The organism is Streptomyces sp. PA03-6a, assembly GCF_033792765.1.
GTDB lineage: Bacteria > Actinomycetota > Actinomycetes > Streptomycetales > Streptomycetaceae > Actinacidiphila.
In genome coordinates this window covers 17362-37466 of the sequence record NZ_JARAVK010000076.1, presented here as the reverse complement: position 1 = coordinate 37466, position 20105 = coordinate 17362, and the positions used below count along the sequence as shown (strand labels likewise).

Here is a 20105-nt window from a genome sequence, read left to right as displayed (position 1 = left end):
GTCGGGGTCGGGGTCGGCGGTCATGGCGTGCAGGGTAACCGCCGGGCCGGAACCGTATAGTGCCGCGTACGGGGCGAATCTGGAGCAATCGGCATGGGCGACTGGTGGTACCGCAACATCATCGAGCCGGGAAAGCTGCCGCTGCTCCTCGCGCTGGGCGCGTTCGTGCTGACCTTCCTGGTCACCCGGATGATCACCCGTCTCATCCGGGCCGGCAAGGGCCCCTTCCGCAACATCTCCTCCGGCGGCACCCACATCCACCACGTGGTGCCCGGGATCATCCTCATGACGATCGGCGGCTTCGGGGGCGTCGCCAGTTCCTCACGGGGCTTCGGCGCCTACCTGTCCGCGGTCCTGTTCGGCGCCGGAGCGGGCCTGGTGCTCGACGAATTCGCGCTCGTGCTCTACCTCGACGACGTGTACTGGAGCGATCGCGGCCGCAAGAGCGTCGAGGCCGTCGTCGTCACCTTCTCCGTCGTCCTGATGATGCTCTGCGGTCTGGTCCCCTTCGGCGTCAACTCGGTCAGCCCGGACGAGCAGCAGAGCCGCGTCTCGGTGATCCTCACCATCGCCGTCAACTTCCTGTTCGTCCTCGTCGCCCTCGTCAAGGGCAAGCTGCGCTCCGCCGTCGTCGGCGTCTTCGTGCCCTTCGTCGCGCTGTACGCGGCCCTGCGGCTGGCGCGCCCCGACTCGTTGTGGGCCGAGCGGCTGTACTCCCGCAGGCCCGGGGCGGCCCGGCGGGCGGAGGCCCGCGCCGCACGGCACGACGCGCGCTGGTCGGGCCCGTTGCGGCGGCTCCAGGACCGGATCGGCGGCTTCACCGAGCACTGAGCCCCGGCGCCGGCGGCTCACGCCGGTCCCTCCGGACGGCGTCGGTGAGCGTCTCCGCCCCGACGGGCCGCGGCCTTCGCCCCGGCCGTCGGACGCCCGGCGCGCGTGGTGGCCGCGTGCCGGATGCAGGCCGCCGCGGCGCCCCGGCCGGTCCCTCAGCGCCGCGGCGAGGGCATCCGGGGCGCGGCGAGGAAGCCCTCGGCCCGTGCGCTCGCCAGTCCGATCCGGGGCAGTTCGCCGCCCTTCTCGAAGAGCAGGAAACGCGGCTCCCAGACCGGCCGGTACTTGGCGTTGGCGCGGTACAGCGACTCGATCTGCCACCACCGGGAGAAGAAGGTCAGCAGCGCCCGCCACATCCGCAGCACCGGTCCGGCGCCCAGCCTCGCCCCGCGCTCGAAGACCGAACGGAACACGGCGAAGTTGAGCGACACCCGCTCGACCCCGGACTCCTGCGCGCGCCGGATCAGCTCGATCACCATGAACTCCACCAGCCCGTTGTCGGAGTCCCGGTCACGGCGCATCAGGTCCAGCGACAGCCCGTGCCGCCCCCACGGCACGAAACTGAGCAGCGCCCTCGGCTCGCCCCGCCCGTCCGCGCACTCCACCATGACGCACCGGCCGTCCGCCGGGTCGCCGAGCCGCCCCAGCGCCATGGAGAAGCCCCGCTCGGTCTGCCCGTACCGCCAGCGGTCCGCGCGCTCCAGCAGGGCCGCCATCTCCCGCGCCGGGATGTCCTCGTGACGCCGTACGCGGACGGTGTACCCGGCGCGCCCGATCCGGTGGTACGCCTGCCGCACGGTGCGCATCGCGCGGCCCTCCAGGGTGAAGTCGGCGACCTCGACGATCGCCTCGTCGCCGAGCTCCAGGGCGTCCAGCCCGTGCCGTGCGTAGACGGTGCCGGCCTCCTCGCCGGCCCCCACCACCGCCGGTACCCAGGCGTGCTCGCGGGCCTCGGCGAGCCAGGCCTCGATCGCCCCGGGCCAGGCCTCGGGGTCGCCGATGGGGTCGCCGGAGGCGAGGGACACCCCGCCGACGACGCGGTAGGCGATCGCCGACTTGCCCGACGGCGACCAGACCACGCTCTTGTCGCGGCGCAGCGCGAAGTAGCCGAGCGAGTCACGTTCGCCGTGCCGGTCCAGCAGGGCCCGCAGCCGCATCTCGTCCTGCGGGCCCAGCAGTTCGCGGCCGCGGGGCGAGCGGAACGCCGCGTACAGCACCAGCAGGAACAGCACGGCGCTCATGGCGTTGATGACGACGTCGACCCAGCCCGGGGTCGAGATCCCCGGGAAGGACTCCTCGGCGTCCGCCAGCGAGACCACGCGGAGCATGGCGTACGCGTACCGCCGGCCGAAGGTCGAGCCGTGCCCGGTGTCGGTGACGGTGACCAGCCCCGCGGCGAGGAGTCCGCCGGCCGCGACGCCGCCGACGGCGACCGCCGCGGCCAGCCGGGGGTTGGAGCGGTCGCCCTTGGCGCGGAACGCACGGCGCCCGGCGAGCAGCGCGGCGCAGAAGGCGGCGGTGATCCCCAGCGACACCCAGTTCTGCGGGTGGCCGCGGAACGCGGGGACGGCCGTCGCCGCGGCCAGGAACAGCAGGTAGAGCCCGGCGAGGACGAGGTTGAGCAGCCAGGCCGCGCGCTTCCTGCGGCGCATCGTGACCGCCAGGAAGAGCGCGAGGAAGGCCGGGGTGTAGCCGGCGGTCAGCAGGTACGGGGTGAGGTACTCGTCGACGTCGTGACGCCGGATGTCGTTCCCGAAGGACACCCACACCGCACCCAGCAGGTCGATCAGGCCGACCAGGCGCAGGTACCGGACGGTGGACACCGCGCCGCGTTCACGCCAGACCGAGACGGCCGTTCCCATAGGTCCGGATCCTACGGGAACGACCCGGTTCGCGATGGGTCAGAAACGTTCCGGCAGCTCCGCCGACAGGGCCGCCGCCGCCTTCAGCAGGGGGAGCGCCAGCAGCGCGCCGGTGCCCTCACCCGCCGTCACCTTCTGGTCGAGCAGCGGCTCGATGGACAGCCGGTCCAGCGCCTTGACCTGCCCGGGCTCACCGCTGGCCTGCCCGGCCAGCCACCAGTCCGGCGCCCGGAAGGCGATCCGCTGCGCGACCAGCGCGCACGCCGCGGACACCACGCCGTCCAGCACCACCGGCAGCTTCCGCACCGAGGCCTGCAGCAGGAAACCGGTGATCGCCGCCACGTCCGCGCCGCCGACCGCCGCCAGCAGCTCCAGCTGGTCGCCCAGCACGGGCCGGGCCCGGCGCAGCGCGTCGCGGATCGCCGCGCACTTGCGCATCCACGCGATGTCGTCGATGCCCGAACCGCGGCCGGTCACCACGGAGGCGTCGGTACCGCACAGCGCCGCGATCAGCACGCCGGCCACCGTGGTGCCGCCCACGCTCAGATCGCCCAGGAGCACCAGGTCCGTGCCGGAGTCCGCCTCCTCGTCCGCGACGGCCATGCCGGCCCGGAACGCCGCCTCGGCCTCCTCGGCCGTCAGCGCGTCCTCCACGTCGATCCGGCCGGAGCCACGCCGCACGCGGTGCGCCGTCACGTCGGCGGGCAGGTCGTCGGCCGGCGCGTCCACGCCGACGTCCACCACCCGCAGCGCCGCGCCGTACTGACGGGCCAGCACATTGACCGGGGAGGCCCCGTCCAGGACCTGCCGCACCAGCTCGACCGCGGTGCCCCCGGGGCGGGCGGACACCTTCAGTGCCGCCACCCCGTGGTCCGCCGCGAAGAGCACGGCCTTGGGGTGCTCGATCGGGCGTAGGGTCGCCGCGCCCTGGACCGCCGAAAGCCAGTCGGCGAGCTCGGCCAGCCCGCCCAGCGCGCTCGCCGGGCGCACCAGCCGCTGCCAACGGTCGCGTGCGTCACGGCGCACACCGGCGTCCGGACGCTCCACCAGGGTCGCGAAGTCATCAAGGTTCAGGCCGCTCACGGGGTCGAACACTACCGGTCCGCGGGGTCGCGCGCCGAGGTCAGCCCCGCAGCGGCAGCGCCTGTCCCGCGACCACCAGCACCACGTGCTCGGACTCGTCGGCCAGCGCGAGGTTCAGCCGCCCCAGCTCGTCCCGGAATCTGCGCCCGCTGGCCGTGGCCGGTACGACCCCGGAGCCGACCTCGTTGCTGACCGCCACGGCCGTGCGGCGGGTCGCGCGCCACGCCGCGGTCAGTTCCCCGACGCGGCGGCGCAGTTCGCGCTCGGCGCCCTCCGCCCACCTCTCGTCGTCCCACGCGCCGAGCTCGTCCATGGTGTGCGTCAGCCACAGCGACAGGCAGTCGATGAGCAGCGCGGGCCCGTCCTCCTCGGCCAGCAGCGGCAGCAGGTCGCAGGTCTCCACCGTCTGCCACGACTGCGGACGCCGCTCGCGGTGCAGCGCCACGCGCTCCGCCCACTCCGGGTCACCGCCGCGCGTCCCGCCGGTGGCCACGTACAGCACGTCGGGGAAGGCCGACAGCCGCCGTTCCGCCTCCACCGACTTGCCCGACCGCGCCCCGCCCAGCACGAGCGTGCGCCGCGGCACGTCGGGCACGTCGTGCAGGTCGCCGACCGTCAGCGTCGTGCCGTCCGGCACCGCCCGTACGCCGAGCGCGGCCAGCCGGCGCCGCAGCTCCGGCCCGGGGTGGACGCGGTGGTCCAGGTGGACCGCGACGACGTCGGTGGTGCTCCCGACCGCGCCGGCCGCGCGCAGCCGCGCCAGCCCGTCCGGCCGGCCCACGGCGTCCAGCAGCACCATCCGGTACGGCTCCACGGCCTCCGGCAGCCCCGCCGGAGCGCACTCCGGCGGCAGGTACAGCAACCGCTCGCCGTCCGGTCCCGTCACCTCGTACCCGGACCCGGGCGCGTCGACCGGCACCGCCCGCACCCGGTGGCCCGTCAGCAGCGTGATCTCCTGCCCGGCCGCCACCCGGCCCGGCGCGGGCAGCCCCGCCGGGATCTCCACGGCCGGCCCGTCGTGCGGATGCGACAGCAGCACCTGGCGGACCCCGGCGAGCGAGTGACCGGAGCGCGCCGCGGTCAGCGCGAGACCCGGCGTCAGGTCGAGCAGCAGCACCCCGTCCACGAGCAGCGAGGTCGCCGCCCGCGCCTGGTCGCCCACCGCCGTCGCGCACGCCGCGCACGGGCAGCCGGGGAGGGGCAGGCCGTCGGGGCCACCGGTGCCGAGGAGAGTCAGTTCCACGTGCAGATCCTCTCGCGTCCGCGCACGCTACGCTGCCGGGCAGGCACCCCCAGGGACGAGGAGACGGACATGGCGTGGACGTGGCGTTTCGAGAAGACCGACGGCACGGAGGTCACCCCCGCGGTCGAGCCCGAGGAGTTCCCCACGCAAGGCGACGCCGAGTCCTGGATCGGCGAGGTCTGGAAGGACCTCCTCCAGGGAGGCGCCGACCAGGTGCACCTCTTCGATGACGGCACGAAGATCTACGGCCCGATGAGCCTGCACGCCGACGAGTAGACCCGTGCCCGGGCGGCCGGGGGTCCGGCCGCCGCACCACGCCGGGGCGGGGTCGTGGGACGTCCCACGACCCCGCCCCGGCTGTGCGTCCGGCCGCTACTGGAGCTGCCCGAGCGTGACCTTGACGGTCTTCGCGTTGCCGCCGCGCTGGAAGGTAACGTCCACGGTGTCGCCGGGGGCGTGCTGGACCAGGGCCTCGGACAGCGACTGGAGGGTCGTGATGTCGTCGCCCCCGACGTCGGTGATGACGTCCCCGGGCTTGATCCCGGCCTTGTCCGCCGCCCCGCCCCGGGTCACCTCGACGACGCCCACCCCGGCGGGCTGGAAGTTCTCGTCGAGGACGGTGCGCGCGACGATGCCCAGCGCCGCGCGGCCGGAGTCGACGACCTTGCCGTGCTGGATGATCTGGTCCGCGATGCGGGTGACGGTCGCCGCGGGGATGGCGAAGCCGATGCCCGGGGCCGAGGAGTCGCCCATGGTGGGGTTGACCGCGGCGAGCGTCGGGATGCCGATGACCTGGCCGGAGAGGTTGACCAGTGCCCCGCCGCTGTTGCCCGGGTTGATGGGAGCCGAGGTCTGCACCATGTCGGCCAGGGTGGCGCCGGTGCCGCCCTCGGCCCCGGTCTCGCTGACCGTACGGCCGACGGCGGAGACGATGCCCTGCGTGACGCTGCTGTTCAGGCCGAGCGGACTGCCCATGGCGAGCACGATCTGGCCGACCTGGACGTCCCGGGAGCGGCCGAAGGACGCCGCGCGCAGCCCGCTCGGCGGGTCGTCGAGTTCGATGACGGCGAGGTCCTGCTCGGGGTAGGCCGCCACGAGCCGGCCCTTGTGCGGGGTGTCGCTGTTGGCGAGGGTGACCTCGAAGGTGTCGGAGCTGCCGACGACATGGGCGTTGGTGACGATGTGGCCCTTGGTGTCGTAGACGATGCCGGAGCCCAGTCCCTCGGACGTGTTGATCTGGACGACGGACGGCAGCACCGCCTTGACCACCTGCTGGTAGGAGCGCTCCAGATCACGGGCGCCGGCCAGCTCGGAGGCGGCGACGGGCGCGGGCGCCGAGGATGCCGCGCTGGGGGAGGGGGAGTCCCCCGTGCATCCGGCGGTCACGCCACCGCAGCACGCGACGGCCAGCAGCAGGGCCGCCGCCCGGAGCGCCGTCGGCGGCCGCCATCGGTTGGGCTTCGAATCGCGCATGACCGAAGTGTCGCGTTCGTGACGTCCCGTCCCCGGTATCCCGCCCCGGTCAGTTCCGTACGCCGCACAGATGCAGCAGTGCCGCGACCCCGCGGTAGGGGTCGGTGCGGCCGGCCAGCTCCTCGGCGGCCAGCAACTCCTGCGGCACCTCCACGGAGTCGTCCGGCGCCGTGTCGGTGAAGACCCGCACCCCGTACCAGGCGTGCAGCGGCGCGCCGATGGCGCTGAGGGTCGTCGTCAGGTCCGCACGCCGGTCGGCGCGGGCGGCGAGCCCCAGCCGGTTGGTGTACGTGTCGCCCGCGAAGGCGGACAGCGCACCGGCCCAGTCGCCCTGCAGCGCGGGCCGCATCGCCAGGGCGTCGGCGTTGCGCACCAGCAGCGACAGCAGCCCGCCGGGGGCCAGCACCCGGGCGAGCCCGGCGACCATCGCGTCCGGCTCGGGCACGTACATCAGCACGCCGTGGCAGAGCACGACGTCGAAGCTGCCGGGCCCGAAGTGCCGGCCGGTCTCCCGGCCGTCGCCCTCGACGAGGGTGATCCGCTCGCGTATGCCCTCCGGCTCGGCGGCCACGGCCGCGCGCAGGACCCCCGCCATCTCCGGATCGGCCTCCAGGCCGGTGACCAGGTGGCCGGCACGGGCGAGTCGCAGCGCCTGGGTGCCCTGGCCGGGGCCGACGTCGAGGATCCTGAGCCGGCGCCCCACGGGGAAGCGCGCGGTGATCTGCTCGTCCAGCTGGCGCGCGACCAGCTCCTGGCGCACGGTGTTCCGGAGCCCGCCCAGCCGGTCCAGCCACGAGCCGGCGGCGCCGGCGAAACCGCCGTTCCCGCTCAGAGCTTGGTGCCGCGCTTGACCTGCGGCTTCGGCAGGCGCAGTCGGCGCATCTGGAGGGTCCGCATGAGGGCGTAGGCGACCGCACCCTTGGTGGGCTTGTCCGGGAAGCGCTTGGCCAGCTCGCGGCGGAGCAGGAAGCCGGTGAAGGCCGAGTCGACGACGATCAGCACGATGACCACGAGCCACAGCAGCAGGGAGAGGTTCTGCAGCGCGGGGTTGCGGAGCATGCTGAGCACGAGGATGACCACGGCGAGCGGCAGGAAGAACTCGGCCATGCGGAAGCGCGAGTCCACGTAGTCACGCGCGAACTTGCGCACCGGGCCCTTGTCACGGGCGGGCAGGTAGCGCTCGTCCCCGTTCATCAGGGCCTCGCGCTGCTTGGCCAGGTCGGCCCGCCGGGCGTCGCGGGCCTGCTTGGTGGCGGCCTTGCGGTCGGTGGGCGTGGTCACCGCCTTGCGGCGCTGGCCCTGGGCATCGCTGCGCTTGGGCGTGGGGCGACCCTTGGGAGCCTGCGGGTCGCGGGGCTGCCGGTCGTCCACCACAGTGGTGGACGCGGTCTGCTCGCTTTGGGAACGACGTCGGAACACGACTCCAAGGTTACGTGCTCGCCGACGGGACCCCCAGCCCCTCACCTACTCCCTGCGCCTGAGGTCATCGAACTGTGATCGTTCCTAAGGATGAGCGCATCAGCAACAGAACAGTGGGGTAATGGAACCAGGCCCCGTACTGTGGGGTCTGTAGAGGTGTGCTGGCGAGCTGAATGAAGGGGGCGCGCGAGGCCCATGAGCGGTGTCATGAAGCGGATGGGGATGATCTTCCGCGCGAAGGCCAACAAGGCCCTTGACCGGGCCGAGGATCCGCGCGAGACCCTCGACTACTCGTACCAGAAACAGCTGGAGCTGCTGCAGAAGGTACGGCGCGGTGTGGCGGACGTCGCCACCTCGCGCAAGCGCCTGGAGCTGCAGCTGAACCAGCTGCAGCAGCAGTCCGCGAAGTACGAGGACCAGGGCCGCAAGGCGCTCGCCCTGGGACGGGAGGACCTGGCCCGCGAGGCGCTGTCGCGTCGAGCCGCCCTCCAGCAGCAGGTCACCGACCTGGAGACGCAGCACCAGACGCTGCAGGGCGAGGAGGAGAAGCTCACCCTCGCCGCCCAGCGCCTGCAGGCCAAGGTGGACGCCTTCCGCACCAAGAAGGAGACCATCAAGGCCACCTACAGCGCGGCCAAGGCCCAGACCCAGATCGGCGAGGCCTTCTCCGGCATCTCGGAGGAGATGGGCGACGTCGGCCTGGCGATCCAGCGGGCCGAGGACAAGACCGAGCAGCTGCGCGCCCGGGCCGGCGCCCTGGACGAGCTGCTGGCCTCCGGCGCCCTCGACGACCCGACCGGGATCGCCAAGGACGACATCCAGGCGGAGCTCGACCGCCTCTCCGGCGGCAGCGACGTCGAACTGGAGCTGCAGCGCATGAAGGCCGAGCTGGCCGGCGGCTCCCCGCAGCAGGCCATCGAGAGCGGACAGCAGGGCCAGACCCCGTCGCAGACCCAGGACCAGCCCCGGTTCGACAAGCAGTGAGACACCCCTAGAGGAGGGCGTCGTGATCGTGAGGATCATGGGCGAGGGCCAGGTGACGGTGGACGAGAGCCACCTCACCGAACTCAACAAGCTCGACGACGAGCTCCTGGCGGAGATGGAGAGCGGTGACGACGCCGGGTTCCGGCGCACGCTCACCGCGCTCCTCGACGCCGTCCGGCGGCTCGGCACACCTCTGCCGGACGACTCCCTGGAGCCGTCCGAGCTGATCCTCCCGGCCTCGGAGGCCACCTTGGAGGAGGTCCGGGCACTGCTCGGGGACGGCGGGCTCATCCCCGGCTGACACCTCGCCGACCAGCGCACCCGCTCAGTGCCCCGGCCCGGTACCGCACCGGACCGGGGCACGGCCGTTCCTGGGGACCCGTACCGTTGGTGAGCGTGCAGCATCGATCGATGAAGGACCGGGCCCGGCTGTGGCCGCAGGCCCACCCCGTAGCCCTCGACGCCGGGCTGGCGATCGCCGTCCTCGCGGTGATCCTCGGCAACATGTTCATCGGGCCGCACACCGAGCGGTACGACGCCTCGGTCCCCGACATCCTGCTGGCCGTCCTCGGCTCCGCCGCGCTGATGGTGCGCCGGCGCAGCCCGCTGGGCGTCCTCGCCTTCACCGGCGCGGTCACCGTCGTCTACCTGCTCACCGCGACCGGGGAGGGCCGCGCCCCGGTGGCCGCCACCGTCGTCGTGGCGCTCTTCTCCGCCTCCACGCGCACCGACCGCACCACCACCTTCCGGCTCGGCCTCGCCACCTGCCTGCTGCTGCCCGCGATCGCCATGCTCTTCGGGGCCCGGCCCTGGTACTCCGCCGAGAACATCGCCCTGTTCGCGTGGAGCGGCATGGCCGCCGCCGCCGGCGAGGCCACCCGTCACCGCCGCGCCTACATCGCCGCCGTCGAGGAGCGCGCCGAGCGGGCCGAGCGCACCCGGGAGGAGGAGGCCAAGCGCCGCGTCGCCGAGGAGCGGATGCGGATCGCCCGCGAGCTGCACGACGTGGTCGCCCACCACATCGCCCTGGTCAACGTGCAGGCCGGTGTCGCCGCCCACGTCATGGACAGTCGGCCCGACCAGGCGAAGCAGGCCCTCGCACACGTCCGGGAGGCGAGCCGTTCGGCGCTGGACGAGCTCCGTGCGACCGTGGGCCTGCTGCGGCAGTCGGGGGACCCCGCCGCACCCATGGAACCGGCACCCGGCCTCGGGGTGCTGGACCAGCTCGTCGACGGCTTCCGCCGGGCCGGGCTGCCGGTGGAGGTGGCCGAGGAGGACCCCGGCACGCTTCCCGCGAGCGTGGACCTCACCGCGTACCGGGTCATCCAGGAGTCGCTGACCAACGTCCACAAGCACGCCGGCCCGGGCGCGCGGGCGCAGATCCGCATCGCGCGCGGCGACGGGACGCTGGAGGTCACCGTGGTCGACCGTGGCGGCAGCCCGCAGGCCCCGGGCACCGCGGGCGGCGGCCACGGCCTGATCGGCATGCGCGAGCGGGCCGCGGCCCTCGGCGGCACCTGCGAGGCCGGCCCCTGCACGCAGGGCGGTTTCCGCGTCCACGCCCGCCTGCCGCTGGTGGTGCCGGGCCAGCCGGCCGCCCGGCGGGGGGATGGGAGAATCCCGGCATGATCAGGGTGCTGCTCGCGGACGACCAGGCGCTGCTGCGGGGCGCGTTCCGCGTCCTCGTGGAGTCCGAGCCGGACATGGAGGTCGTGGGGGAGGCCTCGGACGGCGCCGAAGCCGTCGCGCTGGCCCGCAGCACCCGGGCGGACGTCGTCCTGATGGACATCCGGATGCCCGGCACGGACGGCCTCGCCGCCACCCGCGAGATCACCGCCGCCGAGGACCTGACCGGCGTGGCGGTCCTCGTCCTGACGACGTTCGAGGCGGACGAGTACGTCGCCCAGGCGATCCGCGCCGGCGCCGCCGGGTTCCTCGGCAAGGGCGCCGAGCCGGCCGAGCTGCTCGCCGCGATCCGCACCGTCGCCGAGGGTGACGCGCTGCTGTCCCCGTCGGCGACCAAGAGCCTGATCGCCCAGTTCCTGGCGCAGAGCGGCGGTCGGCGCCCGCTGCCCACGGAGGGCGGACCGGCGGCCCCGGACCTGGACGCGCTGACGGCACGCGAGCGCGAGGTGCTGGTCGAGGTGGCGCTGGGGCTGCCGAACGACGAGATCGCCGAACGCCTCGGGGTGAGCCCGCTCACCGTCAAGACGCACGTGAACCGCACCATGGCCAAACTCGGTGCCCGCGACCGCGCGCAGCTGGTCGTCGCCGCGTACGAGTCGGGTCTGGTGCGGCCCGCAGCGCGCTGAGTACGACCGGCGTGTACCGCATCCGCAGTACGCCTCCGGAACCAATCACGACCTCGGGCTGAGGAAACCACCCTCCGCGACAGGAGAAAGTGGCGTGGGCTGACAAAAGTCCACAACCCGAGAACACCCGAGCACTCTGAGCACAGAGAAGAGACCGCACCACGATGTCCTGGCTGTCCCGAATCAGCCTCGCCCAGCGCAGCCTGGTCGCGCTGATGGCGGTGGTCGCCATCGGCTTCGGCGCCATCGCGATACCGTCCCTCAAGCAGCAGCTGTACCCCTCCATCGACCTGCCCCTGGTGTCGGTGATCACGACCTACCCGGGCGCGTCCCCCGACGTCGTCGAGAAGCAGGTCGTCGAGCCGATCGAGAACGGCGTCAAGGGCGTCGACGGCATCACCGGCATCACGTCCACGGCCAGCGAGGGCGCTGCCGTGATCATGGCCCAGTTCGACTACGGCAACGACAGCGACAAGCTGGTGGCCAACGTCCAGCAGGCGGTGAACCGGGTCTCCTCGCGGCTGCCGGAGGACGCCGACCCGCAGGTCATCGCCGGCTCGACGGACGACATCCCGACCGTCGTGCTCGCCGCCACCTCCACCGGCCTGGACCAGCAGGCACTGGCCGACGCGCTCGACCGCTCGGTCGTCCCGGTCCTGCAGGACATCGACGGCGTCGGCCAGGTGACCGTCACCGGCGTCCAGGACCAGATCGTCACCGTCACCCCCGACGACGAGAAGCTCGCCGACCGCAAGCTCGGCGCCGCCGCCCTCGTGCAGGCGCTGCAGGCCGGCGGCCACGCCGTCCCGGCCGGCTCCTTCGACGACGGCGGCAAGAGCCGCACCGTCCAGGTCGGCGGCGAGTACGCCTCCGTGCAGCAGATCGAGGACCTGCGGATCCCCGCCGCCCCCAAGCCCGTGCGCCTCGGCGACGTCGCCACCGTCGCGGAGCGCCCGGACGCCGCCGCCTCCATCACCCGGACCGACGGTGAGCCCAGCCTCGGCGTGGCCGTCACCATGGACCAGGACGGCAGCGCCGTCGCGATCTCCTCGGCCGTCAAGGACAAGCTGGCCGATCTCGAGCGCGACCTCGGCAAGGGCGCCAAGCTCACCGTCGTCAGCGACCAGGGCCCCGCGGTCTCCAAGTCGATCCACGGCCTGACCACCGAGGGCCTGCTCGGTCTGCTCTTCGCGGTCGTGATCATCCTGGTCTTCCTGGCGTCGCTGCGCTCGACCCTGGTGACCGCGGTCTCCATCCCGCTCTCCGTCGTGCTGACGCTGATCGTGCTGTGGACCCGCGGCCTGTCGCTCAACGTGCTCACCCTGGGCGCGCTGACCATCGCCATCGGCCGTGTCGTCGACGACTCGATCGTGGTGCTGGAGAACATCAAGCGGCACCTCGCCTACGGCGAGGAGAAGCAGCCCGCGATCATCGCCGCCGTGCGCGAGGTGGCCGGCGCGGTGACCGCCTCCACCCTCACCACGGTTGCCGTCTTCCTGCCGATCGGCCTGGTCGGCGGCCTCGTCGGCGCCTTGTTCGGCTCGTTCTCGCTGACCGTCGCCGTGGCGCTGCTGGCTTCGCTGCTGGTGTCGCTGACGGTCGTCCCGGTGCTGTCGTACTGGTTCCTCAAGCCGCCGGCCGACGCGGGCAGGATCGCCCCGGAGGAGATCCGGCGCCGGGCAGAAGAGGAGGAGTCCCGCGGCGTCCTGCAGCGGCTGTACGTGCCGGTGCTGCGCTTCGCCACGCGTCGTCGGCTGACCAGCGTCCTCATCGCCGTCGCGGTCCTGCTGGTCACTGTCGGACTCGCCCCGCTGCTGAAGACGAACTTCTTCGAGCCCGGTGCCCAGGACACCCTGACCGTCAAGCAGGAACTCCCGCCGGGCACCAGCCTGTCCGCCTCCGACGCAGCGGCCCGCAAGGTCGAGAAGCTGCTCGAGGGCATCGACCAGGTCCAGGACTACCAGGTCACCGTCGGATCGTCCGGCTTCCTGGCGGCCTTCGGCGGCGGCACCGGCGCCAACCAGGCCAGCTTCCAGGTGAAGCTGAAGAGCGCCGACGACAGTGCCGGCGTCCTCGACGAGATCCGGACGGGCCTGAAGAAGCTCGACGGCGTCGGCACGACCTCGGTCTCCGCCGGCGACGGCTTCGGCAGCCAGAACCTGTCGGTCGTGGTCAAGGCAGCGGATGCCGGCACCCTGGCCAAGGCCAGTGCCGAGGTGCGTGACGCCGTTGCCGGTCTGGACGACGTCACCGACGTCACCAGCGACCTCGCGCAGAGCGTGCCCAGGATCGAGGTCCACGCCAAGCAGACCGAGGCCGCCAAGTACGGACTGAACGACGCCACCATCGGTGCCGCCGTCACCCAGGCCGTGCGCGGTACGACCGTCGGCAGCGCTGTGCTCGACGACACCGAGCGCGACGTGCGGGTGGTCTCCGGGCAGAAGGCCGGCACGGTCGCCGAGCTCGAGGCCCTCACCATCCCCACCCCCGCGGGACCGGTGAAGCTCGGCAAGGTCGCCGAGGTCGTCGAGGCTCCCGGCCCGGTGCAGAAGACCCGGATCGACGGTGCCCGCGCCGCCACGATCACGGCGAAGCCGACCGGTGACAACACCGGCGCGGTGAGCAACGCTCTGACGAAGGAGATCGACTCGCTCGATCTCCCCAAGGGCGCCACCGTCGAGATCGGCGGTGTCTCCTCCGATCAGGACGAGGCCAACACAGGGCTCCTGCTCGCGATGCTCGCCGCGATCGCCATCGTCTTCATGCTGCTGGTCGGCACCTTCCGCAGCCTGATCCAGCCGATGGTGCTGCTGGTGTCCATCCCGTTCGCCGCCACCGGCGCGATCGGCCTGCTGCTGATCACCGGCACCCCGATGGGCGTCCCGGCGCTGATCGGCATGCTGATGCTCATCGGCATCGTGGTGACCAACGCGATCGTGCTGATGGACCTCATCAACCAGTACCGCGCCCAGGGGTACGGCGTCGTGGAGGCCGTCATCGAGGGTGGCCGGCACCGTCTGCGGCCGATCCTGATGACCGCGCTGGCGACCATCTTCGCCCTGCTCCCGATGGCCCTCGGGGTGACCGGCGAGGGCGGCTTCATCGCCCAGCCGCTCGCCGTGGTCGTCATCGGCGGTCTGCTCACCTCGACGCTGCTGACCCTGCTGCTCGTCCCGACCCTCTACACGATGGTCGAGATCCGCAAGGAGCGCCGTGCCAAGCGCAAGGCGCTGAAGCGGGCGGCCGGGGCCGCGGGCCCGGGCGAGGAGGAGCCGCAGAAGAAGTCGGAGCTGGCCGGGGTCTGAGACCCCGCGCAGTACGACCGGCTGCAGGGCCCTGGGCGTTCACGAACGCCCAGGGCCCTGCCCCGTCTACAGGAAGAACCCGGACGGGATGTACGGCTCCGGCGGACGCATCCCGCGCAGGCAGACCCAGCCGGACGTGCTCAGCTCCAGCCCGGCCGTCAGGCCCACGTCCACGGCCCACTGCTGCTCGGCCGTCAGGTTGGGGACCCGCGCGGTGGTGCCCTCGGGCAGGCTCAGTAGCGCGGCGGTGAGCAGCCGGGACGCCAGCCGCCGTGAGGTCGCGGCCAGCAGCCGTACGTTCCCTTCCCGGTCGACGTAGCAGTAGCCGCTCCCGGCGAGGTCGTCCACGACCAACAGGGGGCACTCGGTGAGCAGTTGGTCGTGGTCGGGGCCGTGCGCGCCGCCCCGGGTGCGCCGGTCCACGGAGTCCATCAGGTCGCGGTGCTTGGCCGAGCCCTCGTGCACCGCCCCGTCCGGCGCCGGCAGGTCGCCCTTGCGGACGGCACCTTCCAGGCGCATCGCCGGGTGCAGCGCGAAGCCCGCCCGGCGGTAGGTCGCCGCCGCCCGCGGGTCGGGGGAACTGCAGATGATGCCGCGCAGGCAGCCGCGCCCGTACGCCAGGGCGGCGGCGAGCAGTTCGCGCCCGACCCCCTGCCGCTGCGCGGAGGGCAGCACGGCGAAGAGCGACAGCCCCCACGTCCCCTCGCGGCGCGTCGACATGGCGATCCCGAGCGGCATGCCGGAGGTCTCGTCCACGGCCAGCCAGCAGCCACCGGGGTCGGTACGCGCGACGTACCGGTTGCGCCGTCGCAGCAGAGCGGCCCGCTCGGGAGGCATCTCCTCGGGCGGGCCGCCACCGGGCAGGGCGTCGGAGGCGCCGAACGCGGCGGCGGCCACGACCGCTACGGCGTCGGCGTCCTCGTCGGTGTCGTGCAACGGGCGCAGGATCATGCGCCCATCCTGCCCCTACGGCAGGGCGAGCATCCGCTCCAGTGCCAGCTTCGCGAAGTGTTCGGTCTCCCGGTCTACTTGGATGCGGTTGACGACCTTGCCGTCGGCCAGCGACTCCAGCGTCCACACCAGGTGCGGCAGGTCGATCCGGTTCATGGTCGAGCAGAAGCAGACGGTCTTGTCGAGGAAGACGATCTGCTTGTCCTGGTGCGCCTTGGCCAGCCGGCGCACCAGGTTGAGCTCGGTGCCGATCGCCCAGGAAGAACCGGCCGGGGCCGCCTCCAGGGCCTTGATGATGTACTCGGTCGAGCCGACCTGGTCGGCCGCGGTGACGACCTCGTGCTTGCACTCGGGGTGCACCAGGACGTTGACGCCGGGGATGCGGGCGCGCACGTCCTCCACCGAGTCCAGCGAGAAGCGGCCGTGCACCGAGCAGTGGCCGCGCCACAGGATCATCTTGGCGTCGCGCAGCTGCTCCGCGGTGACCCCGCCGTTCGGCTTGTGCGGGTTGTAGAGGACGCAGTCCTCCAGCGAGAAGCCCATCTCCCGGACCGCGGTGTTGCGGCCGAGGTGCTGGTCGGGGAGGAAGAGCACCTTCTCGCCCTGCTGGAACGCCCATTCCAGGGCGCGCTTGGCGTTGCTGGAGGTGCAGATGGTGCCGCCGTGACGGCCGGTGAAGGACTTGATGTCGGCGGAGGAGTTCATGTACGAGACGGGCACGGTGACGTCGGCGACGCCGGCCTCGGTGAGCACGTCCCAGCACTCGGCGACCTGCTCGGCGGTGGCCATGTCGGCCATGGAGCAGCCGGCCGCCAGGTCGGGGAGGATCACCTGCTGGGCGTCGGAGGTCAGGATGTCCGCGGACTCGGCCATGAAGTGCACACCGCAGAAGACGATGTACTCCGCCTCGGGCCGGGCGGCGGCGTCACGGGCCAGCTTGAAGGAGTCGCCGGTGACGTCGGCGAACTGGATGACCTCGTCGCGCTGGTAGTGGTGGCCCAGGACGAAGACCTTCTCGCCGAGCTTCGCCTTGGCGGCGCGGGCGCGCTCCACCAGATCCGGGTCCGAGGGGGCGGGCAGGTCGCCGGGACAGTCGACGCCGCGCTCGCTGCGCGGGTCGGACTCGCGGCCCAGGAGGAGCAGGGCGAGCGGGGTCGGCTGGACGTCCAGCGGTTCGGATGTGGTGGTCACGGGCCCGAAGCCCTTTCTCTGCGAAACTGCGGCTCAAACCTTTTCGTCTATTTGACGCTATCTATCATAACCCGTTCGCGTCAGAATGACGATGGCCCTCGCGTCAATGTGACGCATTACCCGTACAGGGTCCGGTGTGCGAGCATGGATGGCGCCAAGACGCATGGGACCCGGAGGAATGAATCCGGGAAGCCACCGGTTCACCGTTGTGGCAGCATCCGTACAACCCGGGAGTGGATCAGATGACGGTTCAGGACGAGACCAGCCAGAGCGAGGGCATCATCCTGTCCGACGCGGCGGCCTCCAAGGTCAAGAGCCTGCTCGAGCAGGAGGGCCGCGACGACCTCGCGCTGCGCGTCGCCGTCCAGCCGGGCGGTTGCTCCGGCCTGCGCTACCAGCTGTTCTTTGACGAGCGCGCGCTCGACGGCGACGTCGTGAAGGACTTCGGCGGCGTGAAGGTGGTCACCGACCGCATGAGCGCCCCGTACCTCGGCGGCGCCTCCATCGACTTCGTCGACACGATCGAGAAGCAGGGCTTCACGATCGACAACCCGAACGCCACCGGCTCCTGCGCCTGCGGCGACTCGTTCCACTGAGCCCCGCGCGAAGGCGGCGGGCACCCGGGGTGCCCGCCGCCTTCGGCATGTCCTGACGCGCCCTACCGGGGCCCCGCCGGCTACTTCCGCGGCACCGTACTGCCGTCGGAGAGGTCGACGACCTTGCGGTCGCCCAGCGGCGTGTCGAGCCGGACCGTGCGGGAGAACCGCTCGGCGATCATGATGCAGGCCTTCCCCGGCTCCTTCTCCACCGCGGTGACCTTGACCTTCACCACCGCGCCCGCCCCGTCGGCCGAGGCCGTGTAGTCGCTGCACACCCCGCCCCAGAAGCGCAGGGTCAGCTCCGTCCCCTCGGCGCGGTACGACTCGACCTTCGCCGTCCCGGCGGCCGGCGCCGACGTCCCCGAGGGCGCGGGGGAGGCCGTGCCGCCCCGCACGTACGCCGGGTCCACCGCCGTCTGGGCCAGCACCGAGGTGCGCGTGACGCCCTCCTGCGCCACCTCGAAGAGCCAGGACGGCACGAGTGCCTGCCGCCCGGCCACGAACTGCGCCGACAGGCCGAACTCGGCCTTCCGCACCTCCATCGGCCGGTGCGCCGTCGGCACGCAGGGGAGCACCTGCGGCAGCGTCGGGTCGTCGCCGGGGGCGCGGGAGGGCTTCGGCACCACGGTGGGGCAGTCGCCGATCCCCAGGTCACCGCCCGTCCCGGGGCGCCCCAGCAGCTTCAGCGCCTGCTTCGCCGACACCACCGGGTAGGTGTCACCCCTGGTCAGCGGCGCCATCATGCCGTACCCGGTGACCAGCAGCCCGTCCGAGGCGACCTGCACCGCCGACCGCCAGCCGTGCGTGGGCAGCCCCGCCACCCGCGGGTCCGCGGTGACCGTGCGCAGGACCCCCGAGACCTCGCTCGCGTCCGTACGCGCGCCCTTCAGTCCCAGCGCCGCGAAGACCGGCGCGGCCTTGCGCAGCGCCTCCGCCGACGGCACCGCGAGGTCGTCCTGCGCCGGGGCGCGGCCCTTGCGGGGTGCGGCGCCGTAGTACGAGTACGCCCAGGTACCCGGCGCGTCCTTGTTCACCCGGAGCACCGGACCGCCGCCGTCCGGCGTACCGCCGGCCTTCCAGACGCCGTGGTCGGACTTCACCGTGCCGGGCACGCCCAGGGCCCGGGCGAGCCGTTCCACGGCGGCGCGTGACACGTTGCCCGGCCGCTGCACGGCGGCGGAGGAGGGGCCGTCGGGCAGATCGCCCCGGACGGTGAGCTCGGCACCCGTGCCGCCGGTGGCGGCGTCCAGTTCGAGCGGCTCCGGGGCATCGTTCCCGCTGCCGCCCGAGGCGCGCGGGACACCGCCCTCGGCACTCGACGAGGCCCAGTAGGCGCCGCCGCCCCCGGCGGCCAGTACGGCCACGGCCACCGTGGACATCACCCACGGCGACCTGTGCCGGCGGCGCGTGCGCGTCGGCTCGCTGTCCACGATGGCTCCTTCGGCTCCGCACAGCTGCGTACAGCTGCTGACGTCCCGGTCCTTCAACCGGGGGACGCCACTTGGACGGGCCGGAGCGCCTCGCGGTTCCGATCAGTCGGCGTACTCGGCCATGCCCTCGACGACGTGCGACGACGCGGCCGGCACCGTGATCCCGTGCAGGCTCGCCGGGCTGACCCGCGCGGACTCGTCCTCCGCGGGGACCTCCCAGTGCGCGGCCATCTTGCGGCAGTCGCCGATGAGCTCGGCGAGCGACTCGGGGTCGCCGAGGGGCGCGGGGGGAAGAGGAGTGGTCATGCATACGACCCTAGGCACGTGGCGTCACGGGAGAAAGCCCTACTATCGGGTAGTTTCACCATGTCGGCGTCCACCGGCCCAGCCGGTAGCGTGGACAGGTCCCGTCCGCAGCCCGCCTCCGCAGGAGCGTTCCAGCCGTGCGTATCGCAGTCACCGGCTCCATCGCCACCGACCACCTGATGACCTTCCCCGGCCGATTCGCCGACCAGCTCGTCGCCGACCAGCTGCACACGGTCTCCCTCTCCTTCCTGGTCGACACGCTCGACGTACGCCGCGGTGGCGTCGGTGCGAACATCTGCTTCGGCATGGGCCAGCTGGGTGTCCGGCCCGTCCTCGTCGGCGCCGCCGGCTCCGACTTCGACGAGTACCGCGCCTGGCTCGACCGGCACGGCGTCGACACCGCCTCCGTCCGCATCTCCGAGGTGCTGCACACGGCGCGCTTCGTCTGCACCACCGACGCCGACCACAACCAGATCGGCTCCTTCTACACCGGCGCCATGAGCGAGGCCCGCCTCATCGAGCTGCACTCGGTCGCCGCCCGCGTCGGCGGTCTCGACCTGGTGCTCATCGGCGCCGACGACCCCGAGGCGATGCTCCGCCACACCGAGGAGTGCCGCTCCCGCGACATCCCGTGGGCGGCGGACTTCTCGCAGCAGATCGCCCGCATGAACGGCGACGAGATCCGGATACTGCTGGACGGCGCGGCCTACCTCTTCTCCAACGAGTACGAGAAGGGCCTCATCGAGTCCAAGACCGGCTGGACGGACGAGGAGATCCTCGGCCGGGTCGGCACCCGCGTCACCACGCTGGGCTCGCGCGGCGTCCGCATCGAGCGGGCCGGCGAGGAGCCGATCGTCGTGGGCTGCCCGGAGGAGGACGCCAAGGTCGACCCCACCGGCGTCGGCGACGCCTTCCGCGCCGGCTTCCTGTCCGGCCTCGCCTGGGGCGTCGAGGCGGAGCGCGCGGCGCAGGTGGGCTGCATGCTGGCGACGCTGGTGATCGAGACCCTCGGGACCCAGGAGTACCAGCTGCGGCGGGCCCACTTCATGGACCGCTTCACCAAGGCCTACGGCGACGAGGCCGCCGAAGAGGTCCGCACCCACCTGCACTGAGGCT

Annotated in this window: 19 protein-coding genes; 9 read left to right on the top strand and 10 right to left on the bottom strand. The window is 72.7% G+C overall.

The genetic code is table 11. The features are described 5' to 3' along the window. The first annotated feature begins 93 nt into the window (after positions 1-93). Positions 94-831, top strand: coding sequence for a hypothetical protein (locus PV350_RS19890; RefSeq protein WP_499511448.1), 738 nt, complete (start codon positions 94-96; stop codon positions 829-831). 155 nt (positions 832-986) lie between these two features. Here PV350_RS19890 and PV350_RS19885 read toward each other — a convergent pair whose 3' ends face one another. From PV350_RS19885 to PV350_RS19875, 3 genes are read right to left on the bottom strand one after another with little or no spacing between them, the layout of a single operon-like run. Next, positions 987-2693 (bottom strand): DUF6541 family protein, encoded by a 1707-nt coding sequence (locus PV350_RS19885; RefSeq protein WP_499511447.1) that lies wholly within the window; start codon positions 2691-2693, stop codon positions 987-989. A gap of 39 nt (positions 2694-2732) precedes the next feature. Further along, the gene (gene cobT / locus PV350_RS19880; RefSeq protein ID WP_499511446.1) at positions 2733-3776 is read right to left on the bottom strand and encodes a nicotinate-nucleotide--dimethylbenzimidazole phosphoribosyltransferase; all 1044 of its coding nucleotides are present in this window, start codon (positions 3774-3776) and stop codon (positions 2733-2735) included. Between the two features lie 40 nt (positions 3777-3816). After that, the gene (locus PV350_RS19875) at positions 3817-5019 is read right to left on the bottom strand and encodes a bifunctional adenosylcobinamide kinase/adenosylcobinamide-phosphate guanylyltransferase (protein WP_499511445.1); all 1203 of its coding nucleotides are present in this window, start codon (positions 5017-5019) and stop codon (positions 3817-3819) included. 69 nt (positions 5020-5088) lie between these two features. On the opposite strand from PV350_RS19875, the gene PV350_RS19870 reads away from it, so the two are divergent. After that, on the top strand, positions 5089-5295 hold the full coding sequence (locus tag PV350_RS19870) for a hypothetical protein (protein WP_499511444.1): 207 nt from the start codon (positions 5089-5091) through the stop codon (positions 5293-5295). Between the two features lie 96 nt (positions 5296-5391). On the opposite strand, the gene PV350_RS19865 is transcribed toward PV350_RS19870, so the two are convergent. From PV350_RS19865 to PV350_RS19855, 3 genes are all read right to left on the bottom strand, one after another. After that, entirely contained in the window at positions 5392-6492 is a 1101-nt protein-coding gene (locus PV350_RS19865) for a S1C family serine protease (RefSeq protein ID WP_499511443.1), read from the bottom strand. Between the two features lie 49 nt (positions 6493-6541). Further along, positions 6542-7252, bottom strand: coding sequence for a class I SAM-dependent methyltransferase (locus PV350_RS19860; protein WP_499511442.1), 711 nt, complete (start codon positions 7250-7252; stop codon positions 6542-6544). Between the two features lie 68 nt (positions 7253-7320). After that, the gene (locus tag PV350_RS19855; protein ID WP_499511441.1) at positions 7321-7911 is read right to left on the bottom strand and encodes a DUF3043 domain-containing protein; all 591 of its coding nucleotides are present in this window, start codon (positions 7909-7911) and stop codon (positions 7321-7323) included. 195 nt (positions 7912-8106) lie between these two features. Between PV350_RS19855 and PV350_RS19850 the strand changes: the two genes are divergently transcribed. From PV350_RS19850 to PV350_RS19830, 5 genes are all read left to right on the top strand, one after another. Then, on the top strand, positions 8107-8895 hold the full coding sequence (locus PV350_RS19850; protein ID WP_499511440.1) for a PspA/IM30 family protein: 789 nt from the start codon (positions 8107-8109) through the stop codon (positions 8893-8895). 22 nt (positions 8896-8917) lie between these two features. Further along, positions 8918-9196, top strand: a complete 279-nt coding sequence (gene pspAA / locus PV350_RS19845) for a PspA-associated protein PspAA (protein ID WP_499511439.1) — start codon at positions 8918-8920, stop codon at positions 9194-9196. Positions 9197-9306: 110 nt separating this feature from the next. After that, entirely contained in the window at positions 9307-10524 is a 1218-nt protein-coding gene (locus PV350_RS19840; protein ID WP_499516810.1) for a sensor histidine kinase, read from the top strand. Then, positions 10521-11207 carry a response regulator transcription factor gene (locus PV350_RS19835; protein ID WP_499511438.1) on the top strand — a complete coding sequence of 229 codons (687 nt, stop codon included), beginning with the start codon at positions 10521-10523 and terminating at the stop codon, positions 11205-11207. Before PV350_RS19840 ends, PV350_RS19835 begins: the two co-directional genes overlap by 4 nt. 164 nt (positions 11208-11371) lie before the next feature. After that, complete coding sequence (locus tag PV350_RS19830) at positions 11372-14512, top strand: efflux RND transporter permease subunit (RefSeq protein WP_499511437.1); 3141 nt, start codon at positions 11372-11374, stop codon at positions 14510-14512. Positions 14513-14578: 66 nt separating this feature from the next. On the opposite strand, the gene PV350_RS19825 is transcribed toward PV350_RS19830, so the two are convergent. After that, positions 14579-15463 carry a GNAT family N-acetyltransferase gene (locus PV350_RS19825; protein WP_499511436.1) on the bottom strand — a complete coding sequence of 295 codons (885 nt, stop codon included), beginning with the start codon at positions 15461-15463 and terminating at the stop codon, positions 14579-14581. 15 nt (positions 15464-15478) lie between these two features. Beyond that, positions 15479-16654 carry a quinolinate synthase NadA gene (gene nadA / locus PV350_RS19820; RefSeq protein ID WP_499511435.1) on the bottom strand — a complete coding sequence of 392 codons (1176 nt, stop codon included), beginning with the start codon at positions 16652-16654 and terminating at the stop codon, positions 15479-15481. 242 nt (positions 16655-16896) lie between these two features. Between nadA and PV350_RS19815 the strand changes: the two genes are divergently transcribed. Continuing rightward, on the top strand, positions 16897-17250 hold the full coding sequence (locus tag PV350_RS19815) for a HesB/IscA family protein (protein WP_499511434.1): 354 nt from the start codon (positions 16897-16899) through the stop codon (positions 17248-17250). 80 nt (positions 17251-17330) lie between these two features. Here PV350_RS19815 and PV350_RS19810 read toward each other — a convergent pair whose 3' ends face one another. Both PV350_RS19810 and PV350_RS19805 read right to left on the bottom strand, forming a co-directional pair. Further along, a complete protein-coding gene (locus PV350_RS19810; RefSeq protein WP_500335137.1) occupies positions 17331-18683 on the bottom strand; it encodes a hypothetical protein in 1353 nt (450 codons plus the stop codon). A gap of 102 nt (positions 18684-18785) precedes the next feature. Beyond that, complete coding sequence (locus tag PV350_RS19805; RefSeq protein ID WP_499511432.1) at positions 18786-18989, bottom strand: hypothetical protein; 204 nt, start codon at positions 18987-18989, stop codon at positions 18786-18788. Positions 18990-19126: 137 nt separating this feature from the next. Here PV350_RS19805 and PV350_RS19800 point away from each other — a divergent pair, with 137 nt between their 5' ends. Next, positions 19127-20101 (top strand): carbohydrate kinase family protein, encoded by a 975-nt coding sequence (locus tag PV350_RS19800; protein WP_499511431.1) that lies wholly within the window; start codon positions 19127-19129, stop codon positions 20099-20101. Positions 20102-20105: the final 4 nt, after the last annotated feature.

What these genes read in the sequence shown, in the direction of transcription:
- PV350_RS19805 (WP_499511432.1), bottom strand. Translation starts at nt 18,989, where the DNA reads ATGACCACTCCTCTTCCCCCCGCGCCCCTCGGCGACCCCGAGTCGCTC.
- PV350_RS19840 (WP_499516810.1), top strand. Translation starts at nt 9,307, where the DNA reads ATGAAGGACCGGGCCCGGCTGTGGCCGCAGGCCCACCCCGTAGCCCTC.
- PV350_RS19835 (WP_499511438.1), top strand. Translation starts at nt 10,521, where the DNA reads ATGATCAGGGTGCTGCTCGCGGACGACCAGGCGCTGCTGCGGGGCGCG.
- PV350_RS19830 (WP_499511437.1), top strand. Translation starts at nt 11,372, where the DNA reads ATGTCCTGGCTGTCCCGAATCAGCCTCGCCCAGCGCAGCCTGGTCGCG.
- PV350_RS19865 (WP_499511443.1), bottom strand. Translation starts at nt 6,492, where the DNA reads ATGCGCGATTCGAAGCCCAACCGATGGCGGCCGCCGACGGCGCTCCGG.
- PV350_RS19890 (WP_499511448.1), top strand. Translation starts at nt 94, where the DNA reads ATGGGCGACTGGTGGTACCGCAACATCATCGAGCCGGGAAAGCTGCCG.
- PV350_RS19825 (WP_499511436.1), bottom strand. Translation starts at nt 15,463, where the DNA reads ATGATCCTGCGCCCGTTGCACGACACCGACGAGGACGCCGACGCCGTA.
- PV350_RS19870 (WP_499511444.1), top strand. Translation starts at nt 5,089, where the DNA reads ATGGCGTGGACGTGGCGTTTCGAGAAGACCGACGGCACGGAGGTCACC.
- PV350_RS19815 (WP_499511434.1), top strand. Translation starts at nt 16,897, where the DNA reads ATGACGGTTCAGGACGAGACCAGCCAGAGCGAGGGCATCATCCTGTCC.
- PV350_RS19850 (WP_499511440.1), top strand. Translation starts at nt 8,107, where the DNA reads ATGAGCGGTGTCATGAAGCGGATGGGGATGATCTTCCGCGCGAAGGCC.
- PV350_RS19885 (WP_499511447.1), bottom strand. Translation starts at nt 2,693, where the DNA reads ATGGGAACGGCCGTCTCGGTCTGGCGTGAACGCGGCGCGGTGTCCACC.